Below are 18686 nucleotides of genomic sequence, written 5' to 3'. Positions count from 1 at the left end.
AATCGAAATTGTTCTTTACTCAGTAATGATATATTATGAAAACTTTGGTTATTATCAAAAATTAGCTGAATAGCTCCCCTTACCTGATTAAGATATTGATATTAATTTAGTAATTTGTAGTAGAAATATAGAACAATTTTCTTATTTAATCGTTGTTTGTCTGAGGTATTATCTGGGAGTAAATACAATAAAATAGTTCAAATAAAGTCGATCGTCTCCAGCATCTCCCAGTAAAATATTTAGATAGACATTTAAATCAAAACTCTACTTTTATTACTAAATGTTTTAAAAAATATGACCACCTTATTATCTAGAATTTATGAAAAATATACTATCCTTTCAATCTATTCCTTTAATAAAGATCTAATTTGATAGCTATCTAATCATTAAAAACTAATACTTAACTCAGCCCTTATTAATTGTAAAAAATTAAATTATAAAGAGTTTCTCATATTAATAAAGTATTCTATTTTTTTCTCTTTCCTGCTTTCTGTTCCCTAAAATTCAAAAATTGTATGCTATAGACATCAAACTAATTCTATAAACAATCCCCATCTACATCAAAAATTATAGATATAGATGGAGTAGATTTAAATTACTTCTCAATCTTTACAGAAATAATTTTATCACCCTGACCAATAGCATTGACAACCTCCATATCTTCAGTTTTTCCAAAAGTTGTATGAACGCCATCTAAATGAGGTTGAGGAGCATGACAAATAAAGAATTGACTGCCACCTGTATCTTTACCAGCATGAGCCATGGATAAAGTGCCAGCTAAATGCTTATTACTATTAATTTCACACTTGATTTTATAACCAGGACCACCTGTACCCGTACCTTTTGGGCAACCTCCTTGAATCATAAAATTAGGAATAACACGATGAAAATTTAAGCCATCATAAAATCCTTTTTCACTTAATTCAACAAAATTTTTTACAGTATTAGGAGCATCATTATCAAACAATTCTAGATTAATTGTCCCCTTCTCTGTTTCCATGATAGCTCGTGTCATTTTTTTAATTTCTCCTAAATTTAATTAGTCGCATTATACGCCATTTGCCAAAAATCTTTTTCCAGTCTAGCGACATTTAAAAAAGTAGCTTCAGATTGACTTTGTACTGTTTTTGAGGCACTTGCCAATACATCATTAGCTTGTGCCTCTAATAGTTTAACATAGTTTGTAAATTCTGGATTTCCCCAACGATTGGCAAATTCATTATAAGGCATTAACATTTCTCCTGGTAATTGCCAACCTTGATTATAAGCTAATTCAATTTCCCATAATGCAGTTGCTTGTATTGGGTATGGCATTTCTGTTAGTTTATTCATAAAAATGCCGTATTCTGCACAAGTAGATTGTTTTTCAATATTCAAATTTAATTGTCTTTCTCTGGCTTTATCTTGAAACCAATTTAGTTCATCTTGCAAAGCATTTATTCCCATAAGAATCACATCAAAATGAGAAGTTGGAGCATAGGTTAAAATTCTACCTACCATTCGAGTAAACTCCACAACAAATAAATAATCTTGTACTAGCCAAGTATTAAATTGTTTAGGTTTAATAGTACCTAATTTACATTCATTTAAAAATGGATGTACAGTAGCTGCTTGCCATTGTTCAGAGTATTTTTTTAAGAGTTCTTGACAGTTCATGCCATTAAATTATCCTGATAACTGAAATAACTGAATTATATTTTACTAAATATTATTTATTATACTATAATTTAAGAATCTATCTCTGCTAACTCTAACCATCTTTCTGTAGCAATATCAATTTCTTGTCCTAAACCTTCTACCTTTTCATGAAGTTTTTGAACTTCACTAACCTCTGTTGGAGGTGAATTATAAAGTTCATTTTCTGCTTCAGCTTTCTCAGTTTCTAACTGAGCAATTTTTTTCTCTAAGTTCTCATATTCTCGTTTCTCTTTTGATGATAATTTTCTTTGCCCCCTTTGATCACGAGAAACTCTTTCTGATTTTTGTTGTTTAGGCTGACTTTCTTTTAGCTTTTCCTCAACTTCTGAAAATTTTTTTGCTGTTGCTTCTGCTTCTTTATAATCTAAATAAAGTGAATAATTTCCTGGATATTGTCGTAAATTTCCTACCCCTTCAAAAGCAAAAATTCTATCTACAGTTCTATCAAGAAAATAGCGATCATGAGAAACCACAATTACACAACCATTAAACTCTTCGAGATATTCTTCCAACACCGCCAAAGTTTGTACATCCAAATCATTAGTTGGTTCATCCAAAATCAAAACATTAGGAGCACTCATCAATACTTTCAACAGAAATAATCGTCTTTTTTCCCCACCAGAAAGTTTATAGATAGGAGCATATTGTTGATTACCTGGAAACATAAATCTTTCCAACATTTGAGAAGCACTAATTTGAGTACCATCTGCAGTTTGAACATATTCTGCCACATCTTTTATATAATCTATAACCCGTTGATTTTCAGCCCCAGCATCCAGCAAGTTTTCTGAATATTGGTCAAAATAACCTATATGTATTGTTGTCCCAATTTCTACTTTGCCATAATCAGGTTTTACCCTACCTGTAATAATATCCATTAAGGTTGATTTTCCCATACCATTACTACCAATAATTCCTACTCTATCTTCTGGGATAAACTCATAAGTAAAATCTTTAATTATAGTTCTACCATTATAAGATTTAGAAATATTTTCTAACTCAATAACCTTTTTGCCAATTCGACGACCAGCAGTAGAAATATCTACCTTTCCTAAAGATTCTTTGAATTCTCTTCCTTGCATTTCTTCTATGCGTTGAATTCGAGCTTTTTGTTTAGTGCTGCGAGCTTTTGGTCCTCGTTTTAACCATTCTAATTCTCTACGTAATAGACCTTTATGCTTCTTTTGAGAACTTACGATAGATTCTTCAGCTAAAGCTTTTTTTTCTAAATAGTAGGAATAGTTACCAGAATAAGTGTAAATATCTCCTCGGTCTATTTCCAGAATTTTATTAGTAACCCGGTCAAGAAAATAACGGTCGTGAGTAATTAATAAAATTGCTCCAGAAAAAGTCTTTAAGTAACTTTGTAACCATTCTACAGACATAGCATCTAGATGGTTTGTTGGCTCATCCATTAACAAAACATCAGGTTCAGAAAGTAAGGCTGTCCCTAAAGCAATTCGTTTACGATAACCCCCAGATAAATTACCAACTTTAACCTCAAAATCTTGAATTCCTAATTTACTCAAGATGATTTTAGCCTTAGTTTCTAATTCCCAAGCATTAGTATAATTCATCTTTTGAGTTACCTGTGAAAAACGCGCCATTAACTGACTATCTTCTGGATAATGAGCTAGTTTTTCTGATAGTTCTTGGTACTCTTTTATCAGTGCCGTTTGTTTACCACTGTTGGCAAAAACCTGTTCTAATACAGTATTATTTTCATTCAAATCTGGTTGTTGAGGCAAATAAATAATCCTCACATTTTGATTAACTAAAATTTCACCGCTATCTGTGGGTTCTAAACCAGCAATCATTTTTAAAAGAGTTGATTTTCCTGAGCCATTTGTACCAATTAAACCAACTTTGTCCTTAGGATCTAAACTGAAGCTGGCATCTTTTAAAATTTCTTTGATACCAAAGTCTTTTTTGACTGATTGAAGTGTGAACATACTCATAATTTTATGATCAACTATAAAACAATAATCTTTTTTAACTAATTCAACTATAATTTAGATTATACATGAATTATAGCTTAAAGCAAACGCTGTAAAAAATATTTGATTTTAAGGATGATTTTTAATATCAGCTAATAGCTGAATATTTACTTAAATATAGTTATTATACTATATAAATTTGTTCTCCATCTATTCATTAAAAAAATAATTTTAGTGATTAATAGGTATTAAAAATTACTAAAAAAAATACAACTTATACAAATTACTATAGATGAACACTATACTTAGGTAAAACTTCAATCATCAAGTAATTAACACAGATATAATAACCTTTTTTCTAATTATTAACTAGAAGCGTATAAATTACTCCTTTGACAGTAAGAATGTTGTCTACAAATTTCCTATCCAGGTCAATAGCCAAGTAAAATTTTTTTTTAATAAATGGTATTATGTATTGCTAGTTTCTTGAGTAGGTAATAAGTAAACTATCCCTGAAATGATCGTTAAAGCAACAGAAACCCAAAATATAATTATTGTTGAAGTTGCCCAAGTTTTAGGCAAAGGAGCAATTAATAGAGCAACAGCGATAATTTGACTTACAGTTTTTAATTTTCCCCAAATATTAGCTCCTGAAACTTTGCTTTGATTAACACGCCAACCAGCTATAGTTAACTCCCGACTTAAAATTAAAAATACTCCCCAGGCCGGAACTTTGCCTAATTCAATTAATGCTAATAGAGGTGCTAAAATTAATAATTTATCTACTAAAGGATCTAAAAATTTACCTAAGTCAGTCACTTGGTTGAGTTTTCGTGCTAAATAACCGTCTAAAAAATCTGTAGCTGAAGCCATTAAAAATATCACTAAAGATATCCAAAGATTTTGATTAGTTGGAGTTTTGAGAGTGTAAAGAATAATAGGTATTCCCAAAAGACGAGAAAAAGTAATTGAGTTAGGTATATTCATAATTGAATAAAAAATCAGGAAAAAGAAGTAAATATTATTATATAATAATAGACATCTCTGGAAAAAAGAGAGTACAAAGCAGGGTAAAAAAACTAATGAATAAAAGTGCGATAATTAATTTTATTTTTTAGGTAGTGGTGTACAAGTAGTGATTTTTGTAGTTAGACTCCTGAGCATGAAAAGGGTTTATTTATAAGTATCACTATATCTACAGGACTACCAAAGCCATTCTCCCCTTGTGGAATTTGGAAACTGGAGAATGTTTAGTAACAGAAAAGGAACATCAAGCTCCCATCCGAACTATTGCTTTTCGTCGCGATAACACAATTGTGTGAATAGATGATCATGACCAGATAATTAAATGATGGGAGACTCTTGGGGGAAAATTCCTGAAAACTTTTTCAGGTTATACTAATTCAGTTTGTTCTGTTGCTCTTAGTCTAAATTAGAAACTAATTGCTAGCAGTCATTTAGACACTGCTATTAGCTTAGGGAATAGGTTATGGAATGTGGAAACTTGAGAGTGTATACAAGATTTGAGGGGGTATATTAGTTTAATTTTCGCAGTGGTTTTTAGTCCGGGTGGTAAATAAATTGCTAGTTGTGGTGATGATAAAAATATTATGCTTTGGGATGTTAATGCATCTTGCCGTAGGCAAATTTGGCGATATCCTACTCAACAATATTAAGGTGGAATTTGGACGGTAGCTTTTAGTCCTTGCGGTCAAATTTGAGCTAGTGGAGGTCAGGATGCAAATATTAAAATTTGGAATATGAATGCGAGTAGTTATCTTGTTTGGGAAAGGTATGAAAGTTGGTTTGAAAGGTTAGCATTTAACCCCGATGGCAAAACCTTGCCAGGAGTAGTGATGACCACATTCTTAAAGTTTGGGACATTAGAACTAGAGAATTTCTTCAAACTTGACAGGGGCACACAAATAATGTGAGAGCGATCGCTTTTAGTTCAGGTGGGCAATTTTTAGTAAGTAGTAGTGAGGATAGTACGTTAAAAATTTGGGATGTGATGATCAGAGAATGTGTAAAAACACTTCACAGACACCCCGGTTTAGTGTGACCTGTGAAATTTTCTGCTAATGGTTTAGGCTTTTTAGGTCGAAAAAAGTGTCAGCTTTTCAGTGACTCTTGCTCATAGATATTAGCATTAAGAGCCGAATAATTGCCCAAAAATCAAGGGACAAATATATTCGACTACCTCCTATTAATTCTCATTTCTACCTAAGTCCGTTGTCTGCAACGTCCCTAGGTACTCCTGACTCCTGATGAGTGACTCGGAGCCTAAAACTTTAGACTTTTTCAGCAAACCCTACTCAAACTTTAGCCTTTGCCTCCAAATTTTCCAAACGACTCCTCAATTCCTGATTTTCCTTTTTCACTTTATCCAGTTCATCACGCAACTGTTTTATCCCCTTGTCAGAACCAATATTTTTTTGCACCTTCTGTACTGCTTCCTCAGCTCGACGACGAACCCTGCCATCAGGAGTTTGGTTAGCTAAATTTTGCAATATTTCAATTGCTCGAGAAGTTTGCATTTGCGACAAGGCAGCAACTACAGAAACCTGAGTCAAGAAAAACGTTTCTCGTGACAATTCTGTGAGTCGTTGCAAAATTCGTTCCAAGTTAACAGGAGGTTGAGCAGTAGAAATAGTTCCCAAAACACGGATAGCATTCAAACGTAACCCTTGTGGCACACCAGGAACAGTGTATTTCAAGATCAGATTCAGAGCAGTTTTTGAAGTCTTCATTTTACTCAAACCTGATATTGCACCAGCACGTACTACCTCATTCCAACCCTGTTTGTTTTGTAATACCCATTTCAACAACTTAATTGCTTTTTCCTCAGTAGGTTTTTCATCAGAATTAGCATGAGCAGCAGCAATATCTCCAATACCAGAAACTGCAATAGCTTCAACATAATAACTGGGATCCCCATTTTTTACTAGATACTTGAGCAACTTATAACTTTTATGAGTTTTTACTTGTGTTAGAGCCTCTACCACAGCACGGCGCACACGAGGATCCTCATCTTTTAAACTTATAGCTAAACCATCAAAAACTTGGTCTAATTTAATTTTTCCTAGTTGCTTGGCGACTTCAACTCGCACACCCCAGAAAGGTTCAGATATCAGTGCTTGTGAAAGTGCTTTCACAACTTCTAAACCGCCCTTTTTCACCAATGCTTCAGCAGCATAAATACGAGATATAGGGTCTGGATCAAATTCTAATTGTGCTTTCAGTTCCGCCAATGGATATTCTAGTTTCACTGTTTTGAGATAATTATTACCCACATCAAAACTGATGAATTTTGGTTTTTCTGAGAGGGGAAAATAGAAGGTTTGTTCCTGTTCATGTATGCGGACAGTAAAGTTAATTAGTTCTGGTTTTTCAGCTTGGATATAACCAAAAGCTATAGGAATTTTGAGGTCAAATAATCCTTTGCTTACATCACCGTTTTTGTCATTTTTAGGTAGGATTTGTGTGACAGTAATTTTGGCTAATTTACTGTTGCCATCCCAAGCATAATTAACTTTATAATCTGGATGGCCACCCCGAAAAACATATTGATCAAATAAGGATAATAAGTTCCGCCCGGTTGTCTGTTCAATTGCTCTTAATAAATCAATAGTTTCAACAGTTTTATGAGCATTACCTTGCACAAAATCATGAATTGCTTTAGTAAATAACTCAGCTCCTAATTCTGTTTTAATCATGTGATAAACACAAGCACCTTTTTCATAGAGATGACGATCATAAAGTTCAATCGCTTCCCGATAAATATTAGTTACAATTGGACGACGATAGCGACCTTTATCTTCAACAATATAACTTCGAGCTTCCTTCAATAGGTAATAAGCAGCCTCATCTTGACCATACTCATTTGCGGTCCATAATACTTCCGAATAGGATGCCATTCCTTCTTTGATCCAAGCATGAGACCAATGTTTAATTACGATTAAATCTCCGAACCATTGATGGGCGAGTTCGTGAGCAACTATACTCTCAGAACTACGGTTATCTAAAGCAGCTTTTTTATCTAATAAACATCTGTCTGTAAGTAAAGTTGTGGAAGTATTTTCCATACCGCCAAAAATAAAATCATTGACGCAAACTTGAGCATATTTAGGATAAGGATATTTATAGCCAAATTGTTGACTAAAAAATTCTATCATTTGAGGAGTTTTGCCCATAGTCCGTCGAGCATGATCTTGGTATTTTTTTTCTACATAATAGGTGACAGGAATACCATTCCATTCATCTTGAATTTCGGCAAACTTACCTACTGCTAAGGTCATTAAATACGTAGGATGAACTTGTTTTTGTATCCAGTGATAAATTTTATTATCTTCACTCTCTTCAGTGTGGATAAGTTCACCATTGGAAATAGCAATAAACTTATTAGGGACTTTGACGCGAATTTCTGATGTTGATAGTTGACCAGGATAGTCGAAACAAGGAAACCAGAAACGGGAGTCTTCGTCTTCCCCTTGAGTCCATACTTGGGTTGGTTTGTCTGGATAATGTTCGTCAGGAGCAATAAAATAGATGCCTCGTTGCGGGTTATTGGCACTATATGTGATCGCTACTTTTACTAGTTGGCCTACAGTTGTTGGTACTTGTAAATAAATTTCTAGTTGTTTGCCGTCGTAGTCAAAAGTTTGTTCTATGTTTTCAATTTTAACAGACTTAATTTCTAAATTAACTGCATCAATAGTTAACTTATCAATACCACTCCGTATGGGGTTTAAGCTAATGATACAGATCCCTTGAAAACTTTTGTTAGGAATATCAAGCTCTAGGTTAAGGAAAATATGTTCTACTTGGCCTGGACGGTCAGGATTATAATGTGGCCTCGCACCTGGTAACTCAAAAGATTTGGAATTGTTTTCAATTTCAGAGTAAATACTGGACATTTGGTATAATTATTAATATTTTTGGACAAAGCAATGGTTATTGTGCTGTTAGTCCTGATAGTTATATTTTAGGTTATTTCTGATTTTTTTAAATATATGAATAAATTTGAAACCTCTGATTTTTTACTACCTTTACCAGTAATGCCTTCAGAGGAAAATACATTTGCCCATTACACAATTGTTTGTAGACTACCAGGTGTTATCGAACGAGTCATCAAAGACAATAATTTTCCTCCTCCCATTGTGCAAGAATTAGAATTTTTAGTAACAGACTTATTTGAAGGATGGGTGCGTCCTTTGAAAGATGATCAAGGGCCAGATTTAGTTGCCTGGGAATCCTATTTAAAACCTTTTGAGGGGAAAAGTTGGTTTGATTTACCATTTTATTTTGCTGAAGCTTATTTTTTCCGGCGTTTGCTTGAGGCAACTAATTATTTTGTACCTGGAATTTGGCAAGGCATAGACCCATTTGGTTATCAAAAACGCTTGAGTTTAGAAAAATCAATGGATGCTATTAGATTTATAAGTGATAGCGTTAGGGTGGCGCAGCAATATTCCTTGACTACTTTAAGTACTATAAAATCTGAACAACAGACTTATCAAACTTTTATAACTACTGTGCTTCAAGCTGTTTTATGGGGTGAACAATTTGATCTCACTTTATGGCAAGCTATAGCAGGAGATAATACTAATAGATATCTTACACAGCAACAAACTCACATTTTAGTAGATGATACCTATAATCTACTCAACTACTTAAGCAATATTCAAGGGCAACGAATATATCTAATTATAACAGATAACGCAAGTTTTGAGTTAGTTGGCGATTTTTTTTTGATAGACTTCCTTTTATCTACTCAAACTGCTCATACTGTTTATCTACACTTGAAAGCATATCCAACTTTTGTTTCTGATGCTATACATCAGGATGTCTTTTACACTCTAGAAAGGTTAGCTAATGATACCTCAGAAAATGTCCGAATTTTGGCAGCTCGTTTGCAGGAGTACATTGCTACTGGTTGTTTAATTTGTCAAGATAACCTTTTCTGGAATGCTCCTCTAGCTTTTTGGGAAATGCCAGAGTCTTTAAGGGAAGAGTTAGCTAAGGCTAGTTTAGTTGTAATTAAGGGAGATGCTAACTATCGGCGTATTTTGGGCGATCGCCATTGGCTATTTACTACACCTTTGTCAGATATTGCTAATTATTTTCCCGCACCATTTGTCGCTTTGCGTACCCTCAAGTCAGAAGTAGCAACCAGTTTAGAACCAGATCAAATCGAAATATTAAATGAACAAGACCCTCTGTGGTTAACTAATGGTCAGTGGGGTGTAATTCAGTTTGTAATACCAGAGAAGTTGAATAATTCAGGACTTACACAAATACACTACATATAGTGCCCACCAATTTAGGTGATCGCTTAAATTTTTATAGCGATCGCCCGTTATTACTGATTTTTACAAATCTATAAAACTTCAATAACTGTCATTTTAATAGTCAGATATTTGAACTCAGATACGTTTATATTTTGCCATAATTGATGTTTCAGTTTATCAAAAATTTCCACCTATAGATTTACCATTTTTTTCAAATAACTGTTAATTTGATAGTAGCTAACTTTTTTGATGATAGTCAGTAAGATTTGTCAGGGTGTAATTTTTATGACTACATTATTAAATACTGACAATATTTTATATAATCAAAATTCATCTTTAAGGTATTTACAAACAAATAATTTATTTTAAACTATTAGCATACCAAATAATCTCAAGTAACTTGAATTAAAATTTTAAGTTTTTTATATTTTGTTTTTTATCCGATTGCCAAATAGATCAATATTTCAGAGTAGTAAACACTATATACATATAATGTCTTTCCGTAAATTCTTTAATTATTATAATAGCTAATAATCAATACTACAACTAAGTCAAAAGTCAAATAATAAAAGTCAAAAGTTATATTTAACTAAGTTTGAGGTGCATAAATGATCTGCAAATAGTATTTGTACCATAGGCTGGGGCATGATATGAAGGGCAATGAATAGTCATTGTTGTCTGGGCAAAATAGGGGACTAAGCATATACTGAATATATTAGGGACAAGTACTCTAAGGTTGCCCGTGCCCTGAATGCCTAGTGCTAAAATTATTACTTTGAATGTCAATATTTCCTAATAGTCTAGGTTGAACCCAATTATTGTTCAACATAAAATGGAAGATTAAATAACTCAAAAAGATAAAAAATGAAACTAGCAGCAAGAGTTGGCAAAGTACCACTGTCTCTAACTTTAGCTATCTCAGCTAAAGCAAGAGCAATGAAAGCTGATGGAAAAGATGTTTGTAGTTTTAGTGCCGGAGAACCTGATTTTGATACTCCAGAACACATAAAAGTAGCTGCTCAAAAAGCGCTCGACTCTGGTTATACAAAATATGGCCCAGCAGCCGGAGAACCAAAACTTAGAGAAGCGATCGCCCATAAGCTGTCTCAAGAAAATGGCCTAAACTACAAAGCTGAAAATATTATTGTTACTAACGGGGGAAAACATTCTTTATTTAACCTGATGTTAGCATTAATTGAACCAGGAGATGAGGTAATTATTCCGGCTCCCTATTGGTTAAGTTATCCAGAAATGGTTAAACTCGCAGGTGGGGAACCAATAATTTTGACTACCGATCCTGAAACTGGTTATAAGGTGACACCAGAGCAACTGCGACAAAGTATTACTGATAAAACCAAATTATTTGTGCTTAATTCGCCATCTAATCCAACTGGGATGGTTTATCAACCAGCAGAAATTAAAGCATTAGCAGAAGTATTAGTAGAGAAGGATATTTTGGTAGTTTCTGACGAGATTTATGAAAAAATTATTTATGATGATGCCGAACATCTGAGTATTGGTGCAGTAAATTCAGAAATCTTTAAAAATACTATTATTAGTAATGGTTTTGCTAAAGCTTATTCCATGACTGGTTGGCGAATAGGATATTTAGCAGCACCTGTAGAATTAATTAACGCCACAGTAAAAATTCAGGGGCATAGTACATCGAATGTTTGTACTTTTGCTCAGTATGGAGCGATCGCTGCATTGGAGTCATCTCAAGACTGTGTTGAACAGATGCGTCAAGCTTTTGCTAAACGCCGCAAGATAATTTATGATTTACTGAAAACTCTGCCTGGTATTTCTTGTAATCAACCGGAGGGCGCTTTTTATATGTTTGTAAATATTAGCAAGATTAGTAGTAGTTCTCTGGAATTTTGTAATGCTCTATTAGAGGATCAGAATGTGGCTGTTATTCCTGGTATTGCTTTTGGCGCAGATGACCATATTCGGATATCTTATGCTACTGACTTAGAAACTATAGAAAAAGGGATGGACAGGTTAGAGCGGTTTATCCGATCTCAGAGCTCAGGCTAGTTTTCTTGGGATCTTAATGTAGGGACGGGTATGGCGCTACCCGTAACTCAGAAGTTAGAAAGGGCAAACTCAGAAGTCATATATGACTTAGTTTTTGGTGCGCAAATACTGCACAAATAGCATTGAGTAATTTGCAGGCCTCAGTGCTTCGACTACTATAGAACCTCTACAGGTATCTTTTTTAAGCTAAATTAGCTTCTCAAGTAGCAGCAATGTGGTAAAACATAAGTTCAAAATAGCATCAAACCCTTATATAGTATAGGTTACATTTTAATAAGCTATGTTCCTGATATATTTAGGTTTGAGCCATTTTTTTAGCAATACCTGGGTATTGCCCTTACATCAACTGAGCAATGATAGGAATTTTTGCTCTTGAAAAATGTCAAATTAAGAGTATTTAGGCGTTGGCAATTATAAGCAATTATACTACTTCAGCTCAATTTTGCTCAATGAAATTGAGACTATCACCATTGAGTCAGGAGAAAGTATTCAGAAGTTAAAAAAATACTTTCAATACCACTTTTTAATCAAAGGAAAATCTGATTAAATTCTCTCAATTTATTTGTAATATTATTTTTTTTAGACTTGGTATTACTTATCTACAGATATTAAAAGGTTTTATCCCACCCCATTCCTCACTATTAAACTTGTATTTCACACTCCGTCTATAGATATGCAACAAACCCGAGGTATTATATCAAATCAGGTTAATTTAGCATCAAAAAAATTTCTGGGAGCAGCAAAAGTTTAAATCTTACTAAGTTCTCTTCCCTCTTAAGTTTTGAGTACTGACTCCTAATTAACTATCTAATTATACCAATACTATCAAATTTGATATCATACAAAACTTTCCCCTGTTATTAGACATAAAAGTTAAGTAAGATAACCGTGCTAACGCCTTATACCTCCTGATGTCCGAAGTCAGCTATAAGTTTTCGGCCTTATGAGCATACCTTTTACATGACCACAATAGGACATCAATAAAATTGAAATTGTTGAGAACTAATGGTTTTGACTGGAGCTAATAACTGAATGCTATATCATTATAGGTAGTTATCAAAAATTAGGGGATAGGTAAAATTATGTTAATAACATTATATTTAGTAACTACAATTATTAGTTGTTTAGCAGGTCTTGGTTTTGCTTATTGGTTATTAGAAAAACGCTTAACAAAACAAGCTCAAAATTATAACGGACAGTTACGAGCCGCCCATGAACAAACCTATAATGTTGAACAAGTATGGGCACAAAAAATTGAATTATTACATACAGAACATCAAGGGCAAATTCAACAACTGAAAAATAAGTTAGAAAAAAAACAAGCAAAAATAGAAGCTTTAGAAGTAGAACATCAAAAAAAATTGACAGATAAAATTAAATTGGAGCACGAATTACAGACACAGATTAAATCATTGCAAGCAGAACAAACACAAAATTTAGTATTTGCTGAATCTCAAGCGCAAGAAACTATCAGAGAGTTGACGGATAAATATTCTCATCAAAAAATAGAATTAGAAAGAAATTATCAACAAAAAATACAAGAAAATAATAGTTTTTGGCAATTAGAGTATCATAAAAAGTTTCAAGAATTAGAAAACATTTATCAGGAAAAAATTCAATCTATTAACAATTTTTTACAAGAAAAGCATCAGCAGGAAATTACTAAGTTAGAGAATAAACACGATCAAGAAATACAAAAAACTATTCAATCTTTAGAAGTAAAACATAAAAATAAACTCCGAAATCAGATTAGGGAATTAGAAGAAATGAACCAAGAATCAATACTAGAAATTATGAGGTCTATAACTTCTCAAAATCAAAACCAGTTTCAGCGAAAAATTCAATTATTAAAGCAAAACTACGATACTCAGCTTCAACTAAAAATTAAATCTATTAAAACTGAGTATCAACGTCAAATTAGACATCTTAGCAAATTAGACTAATAATAAATTCCGTAACTTTTTTATTAAATATAGGCTTTCTTTATAAGCTTTAATTCGACCACCTTCCTGATAAAGTTCTCCTGCTTTTTGCAAATCTTTTATTGCCTTTAGAAGTTCTTGATTAGCTTTTCTCTTATTTTTAAGACTTTTATAAATGAGGCTATTCTGATAATAAGCATTAGCACGATTATAATAAGCATCAGCATAACCTGGATTCAATTCAATTGCCTTAGTATAATCTTTAATTGGATTTGGACCTCTCGTTATTGGTTCATAAGGGTTAACTAATAAACTTCTAGCAATACCCATATTAAAATATATTTCTGGACTATCAGGTTCCTTTTCTAAAGCACGATTAAAATTAGTTATCGCTTCCCAAGCATCTCCCTGATCTAAATAACTTATACCTCTAAAATATAAAGCTTCAGCACTTTGAGGATTAATGGTTGAAATAGGATTGGTATTTACTGGAGTATTATCAAAAATCAAGTCTGAACGATCAATACCAGCAGTAGATAATTTTCTCATAAAACTATTAATAGGAACTGCCGCATTAAACCCAGTTTTAATTGGTGCTACATCTCCAGAATTAGTTTGAGCAAATCCAAATTCTCCTTGCCCATGAATACCAATTATACGACCATTTGTATCAAAAACTGGACCCCCACTCATGCCACTCCAAGTAACAGCTTGATAACGTAAAGTATAACCTTCAGGACGACTTTTAGGGCGGCTGGTTACTAATCCTGGAGATAATTCTGGTGCTCTATCAGTACCAAATAAACCACCAGTTGCTGGATAACCAAAAACATATATTTGAGAACCAATAACTGATTGTTCAGAGTTACCTAAAGTTGCTACTGGATATGTTTGTGAACTTTCAAATTTAAGTATTGCTAAATCTGGTTCTTCATCAGTTATTTGTAAGTTAACTATATCTATTACTTCATAGTCTTTTTCTTGATAAGTTCTCACACTATATTTAATAGTAGAATCTTCAAGGACATGGTTAACAGTAAGCACTGTATAAATGTTTCCATTTTTAGCAATTATTACACCAGAACCATCACCTAAGTTACTATTAATTTGTACTGTAATTGGTGCAGCTATTTCTGCTACTTGTTGAGCAGTTTTAGCAGTTGCTGCTGTTGGGATAGTAATAACAATTGCTCCAAGAGTAGCAGTACCTAAGAAATAGGTATTAAAAGAATTACAACGAGACAAAATCATGATTTTACCCTGTGATAATCTTGATAAAGTTGAATATTTTAATGTTTATTTAGTATCTTGACATATATTTAGATAAATTTGTTCTCAGAATTTAATTTTAATTCTATGTTTTCACCTGATAGATTATTTACTTGTTGGCCACAGGCTTAAATTACTCATAAACACAATATGATTATTTTAACTAAATGGTTAATACAAGATTATATGATGATTTATACAGGCATTCTCGGCGATCGCTACTTAGAATTATGAGAAGGAAAAACTATTGAAATGTCGATCCAAAAACCTTGATATGGGAAAATGACTAATTTTGTTGCGGAATATTTGCGAAAAAAGTTCCCAAGTCTAGCAAAAATATACAAAGCACATCTAGTTACTCTTCCTAATTCATAACCTGAACTAGATATTGCTGTTGTTAAAATTTTAGTATTTTTATATGTATATGATTTTTGCCATCCCGATCCTGAATAATTTTATTTGCTAATATAAATTTATGATATAATTATACTAGTTTTATATCATTTTTCAAATCACTATACTTGTTAAAAAACGATTTTTTTTATGCTCGTGCTACTCTTTTAGAATGTTTGGCTGTGAATGTAAAAATTGAATAAATTATCGTATTTAAATAACTATAGCAATCCTAAGTAGGTTGCGGCAAAATTTCATACTGAAAAAGTTTTGGGAAATTGAATATTTGACCATCCGCAAAAAACTTAAATAGCCACTTAACTACTTTAAAAGAACTGCAAAGATGATAAAAAGTAATACTGAAATTTTTGGTTTGTAACCAAATATCTTCAACAGGATTTTGCTCCGGAGCATTGGGAGCAAATCTTGTACAATTTATCAACAATTCTTCTTCTGATAAGTATTGATTAATTGTCATTAAATATTCTCGAAATTCTTGAGAGTTATGGTAAGTTGCCCCATCCCAAAATATTGCCAATTTGTTGCCCGGTCTTTGCTTCTGCAAATATTTAATAAATTCAATAGTATTTTTAGTATTTCCACTCTCATATTCTTGCACAAGAAATTCCTTGGTTTTATAGTCTAAAGCTCCATAATAAGTCTGTCTTTCTTTTTCATTTTTAATTGCAATTTCTATTCTTTCATCTGTTTTTCCCCAAGCATAACCTAATATGTCTCCCCATAGAATATGACATTCATCAATCATAAACACTGTAAGCTTTCCAGTTTCTATTTCTGGTTGCCATTTAGCTAAAAATTCCTCTATTTCTTTTCTTGTAACTTCTACTAATTCATCATTTTTAGCAGGATTCTTTTTTTGAGTTTTTTTCCAACTTATGCCCGCTTATTTAAACAAGTTATAGTAACTTTGATTAGACTCAAAAACCACATCATATTGCTCCTGTAAGTAGTTTTTTAAATCTGATAACCTAAGATAATCTTGTGCTCTCAACCACTCAATTGTTTTCTCTTTTTCGACCGTTTTTAAGTAACCTTGTCTCCCTTGATACTGAAGCCTTAAACTTTCTACACCATGAAATAATGCTTGGTTTTTCCATTCACTAATAAAACTGTGAGAAACATTTAATAATTCTTTGACTTCATGGTAGGATTTTCCTGACAAGGTCATTTTTACGGCCAAGGCCCTTTTAATTTCTTTAGACTCTTTTGTTTGATTAATAAAATCATTTAGTTTATCTATAATATTCATTTTTTGTCTTTTTCTTAGATCTGTTATTCTTACTATTATATCTGTTGCGACCAATATGGGATTGCTATATCAACAGATAATTATCAGTTCCAAAAAAAACTACAGTCAAGGAACTATTTTTGCACTTTTTTTTCCCATATTGAAAGATTCCTCATATTAAAATGTTAGTATAAAAGTTATTAAAATAGGAAATAATAAAAATGCATATTATAGGAACAAGGAAAAAAATATTGATTCCGTCAGTTGTAACACATTAATCACTGGAGCTGCTGTATTTACTTAGACTTAGTTGCTATGATAAAAACCATGCGATCGCTAAATTTCAATACTGACTTATCCTGATATTTCTCTTCTATTTCCTTTAAACCTTCTGCCAATTCAGCATCATTAAATTCAGAAAGCAAAGACATATAACAATTTTCTACCATTTCGAAATACTGACTTTTTGGCAATTCTAAAGGATACTCAATAATATCCATATCAACAACAAAACCTACTTGCTGAAGTAAATTAATCATTTCTTGATAATGAGGTTGTTTTTTTTCATAAGACTCTAGTGCTTCCGTAAATAAAGGATGCTCAATAGTAGGTGGCCATAACAATAATAGAAAAATTCCTCCAGGAGTTAATCTTTGGTACAAATTCTGGAATAGAATAAATTTTTCTTTTATATGATGGATAGCTTCTTTCAATAAAATTTTGTTATAAATTCCTAGTTTTTGAGAGAATTTTACTCCATCCATTTCTATGGGGTTTAATCGACTATTTGCTGGAATTTTTCCTACCATTTCAGCAGAATTATCAACGCAAATAATCGGTTGCTGTAATTGAATTTGATGGAGAATTTCTTTGCTATAAATTCCTGTTCCACAGCCAATATCCACTAAAGTGTCTGTGGCATTTAGGTGTAGATATTGGATAATTTTTTGAGTGGTAAATTTAATGTAATCAGGAGAGTATGACCAGAGATTATCGTAAATATTGGCGATATTTTGGTAATGGTTTTTGCTATGGTTACTTATCATAAGTTAAGGGATATTTTAAGGGATATTTACAAATAATTATCAATAATAAAGATATGGCTTCAATGATTAAATTATATAACACTATAGTTTTTATTGACTATAGGCAAAAAAAAATCATAAAATTAAAGCAAATTCTCAAAACAAAATAATCATTTTCTTCTGAAAAATTCAACTAAATCTAATACTAATTATTATCAACTGTTCTATACTCACATTTGATATTTATAAAGATTATTTGTTGGCTCCAATACTGAATATTTGGGTTACTTCAGTTCGGAAAAAAAGTTGTTTTTGCTAGCTTTGAAGTATAGAAAAACTGTTTTTAATTGGTATAAAAGGGGGAATATTATCCATAAAAATAATTTAATCAACAACTTATTTTACCAAGTCTTGACCTGAAAAAATCTCAGAATAAAAAGCAACAGAATTTTTGTATAGTAAAGTTGAAGAGTTACGGGCGCGTTTTCAATAAACTGAGGCTTATGCTATCAGCTAACCGAATAATTCTTGATGCTACTGCAATGATTAATTGTGGCTCCCTGAATGAGTGGGAGTGGTTAAAACGAAATTATAATTTTTTATATGTTGCTCAAGAGGTTTTAGGCTCAGACAATTTAGAACTACCTACCTGCCAAGTAGCAAGAGAAAACTTTAGCTCACTTAGTCCAAACAAAGAAGAAATGTATGTGAGTTTCCTAGAATTTATAAATTCAAAAGCCATGACTTAGGGAAGCCTAGACTTTAAACTTAGCCGTAACTCGTCATCAATCATTACTCTGCTCTAGTGATGATACATTAATAACATAAATTTCGATGTATAATACCATTATTTATATTAGAACATT

The 18686-nt window shown here is 32.4% G+C and carries 13 protein-coding genes and 1 pseudogene; 6 read left to right on the top strand and 8 right to left on the bottom strand.

Going from position 1 to position 18686, the window contains the following annotated elements; all coding sequences use genetic code 11:
- Positions 1-595 precede the first annotated feature (595 nt).
- From TERY_RS01385 to pgsA, 4 genes are all read right to left on the bottom strand, one after another.
- On the bottom strand, positions 596-1015 hold the full coding sequence (locus tag TERY_RS01385; RefSeq protein ID WP_011610176.1) for a peptidylprolyl isomerase: 420 nt from the start codon (positions 1013-1015) through the stop codon (positions 596-598).
- A gap of 20 nt (positions 1016-1035) precedes the next feature.
- Positions 1036-1656, bottom strand: coding sequence for a TenA family transcriptional regulator (locus TERY_RS01380; RefSeq protein ID WP_011610175.1), 621 nt, complete (start codon positions 1654-1656; stop codon positions 1036-1038).
- A 71-nt stretch (positions 1657-1727) separates the two neighbouring features.
- Positions 1728-3656 (bottom strand): ATP-binding cassette domain-containing protein, encoded by a 1929-nt coding sequence (locus TERY_RS01375; protein WP_011610174.1) that lies wholly within the window; start codon positions 3654-3656, stop codon positions 1728-1730.
- Positions 3657-4103: 447 nt separating this feature from the next.
- Positions 4104-4622: a CDP-diacylglycerol--glycerol-3-phosphate 3-phosphatidyltransferase gene (gene pgsA, locus TERY_RS01370; protein WP_011610173.1), complete on the bottom strand. Its 519-nt coding sequence runs from the start codon at positions 4620-4622 to the stop codon at positions 4104-4106.
- Between the two features lie 773 nt (positions 4623-5395).
- Here pgsA and TERY_RS32010 point away from each other — a divergent pair.
- The gene (locus TERY_RS32010; RefSeq protein ID WP_155994218.1) at positions 5396-5569 is read left to right on the top strand and encodes a hypothetical protein; all 174 of its coding nucleotides are present in this window, start codon (positions 5396-5398) and stop codon (positions 5567-5569) included.
- A complete protein-coding gene (locus TERY_RS29630; RefSeq protein WP_011610172.1) occupies positions 5566-5697 on the top strand; it encodes a hypothetical protein in 132 nt (43 codons plus the stop codon). Before TERY_RS32010 ends, TERY_RS29630 begins: the two co-directional genes overlap by 4 nt.
- A gap of 253 nt (positions 5698-5950) precedes the next feature.
- On the opposite strand, the gene TERY_RS01365 is transcribed toward TERY_RS29630, so the two are convergent.
- The gene (locus tag TERY_RS01365; protein ID WP_011610171.1) at positions 5951-8551 is read right to left on the bottom strand and encodes a M1 family aminopeptidase; all 2601 of its coding nucleotides are present in this window, start codon (positions 8549-8551) and stop codon (positions 5951-5953) included.
- Positions 8552-8647: 96 nt separating this feature from the next.
- Between TERY_RS01365 and TERY_RS01360 the strand changes: the two genes are divergently transcribed.
- From TERY_RS01360 to TERY_RS01350, 3 genes are all read left to right on the top strand, one after another.
- Positions 8648-9946: an ARMT1-like domain-containing protein gene (locus TERY_RS01360; protein ID WP_011610170.1), complete on the top strand. Its 1299-nt coding sequence runs from the start codon at positions 8648-8650 to the stop codon at positions 9944-9946.
- 843 nt (positions 9947-10789) lie between these two features.
- Positions 10790-11962, top strand: coding sequence for an aminotransferase class I/II-fold pyridoxal phosphate-dependent enzyme (locus TERY_RS01355; RefSeq protein ID WP_011610169.1), 1173 nt, complete (start codon positions 10790-10792; stop codon positions 11960-11962).
- Between the two features lie 1082 nt (positions 11963-13044).
- A complete protein-coding gene (locus TERY_RS01350) occupies positions 13045-13905 on the top strand; it encodes a hypothetical protein (RefSeq protein WP_011610168.1) in 861 nt (286 codons plus the stop codon).
- Here TERY_RS01350 and TERY_RS01345 read toward each other — a convergent pair.
- The 3 genes and pseudogenes from TERY_RS01345 to TERY_RS01330 all read right to left on the bottom strand — a co-directional run bounded on the left by TERY_RS01345 (position 13897) and on the right by TERY_RS01330 (position 17841).
- Complete coding sequence (locus TERY_RS01345; protein ID WP_011610167.1) at positions 13897-15135, bottom strand: trypsin-like peptidase domain-containing protein; 1239 nt, start codon at positions 15133-15135, stop codon at positions 13897-13899. The genes TERY_RS01350 and TERY_RS01345 overlap by 9 nt on opposite strands.
- Positions 15136-15778: 643 nt before the next feature.
- Positions 15779-16816 (bottom strand): annotated as a pseudogene (locus TERY_RS32005) (IS630 family transposase).
- Between the two features lie 275 nt (positions 16817-17091).
- Positions 17092-17841, bottom strand: a complete 750-nt coding sequence (locus TERY_RS01330; RefSeq protein WP_011610164.1) for a methyltransferase domain-containing protein — start codon at positions 17839-17841, stop codon at positions 17092-17094.
- Positions 17842-18323: 482 nt separating this feature from the next.
- On the opposite strand from TERY_RS01330, the gene TERY_RS01325 reads away from it, so the two are divergent.
- The gene (locus tag TERY_RS01325) at positions 18324-18569 is read left to right on the top strand and encodes a hypothetical protein (RefSeq protein ID WP_044136274.1); all 246 of its coding nucleotides are present in this window, start codon (positions 18324-18326) and stop codon (positions 18567-18569) included.
- Positions 18570-18686: the final 117 nt, after the last annotated feature.

It is taken from the genome of Trichodesmium erythraeum IMS101 (assembly GCF_000014265.1).
GTDB lineage: Bacteria > Cyanobacteriota > Cyanobacteriia > Cyanobacteriales > Microcoleaceae > Trichodesmium > Trichodesmium erythraeum.
The sequence above is the reverse complement of the archived record's forward strand: the minus strand, read 5'-3'. Positions and strand labels throughout refer to the sequence as shown.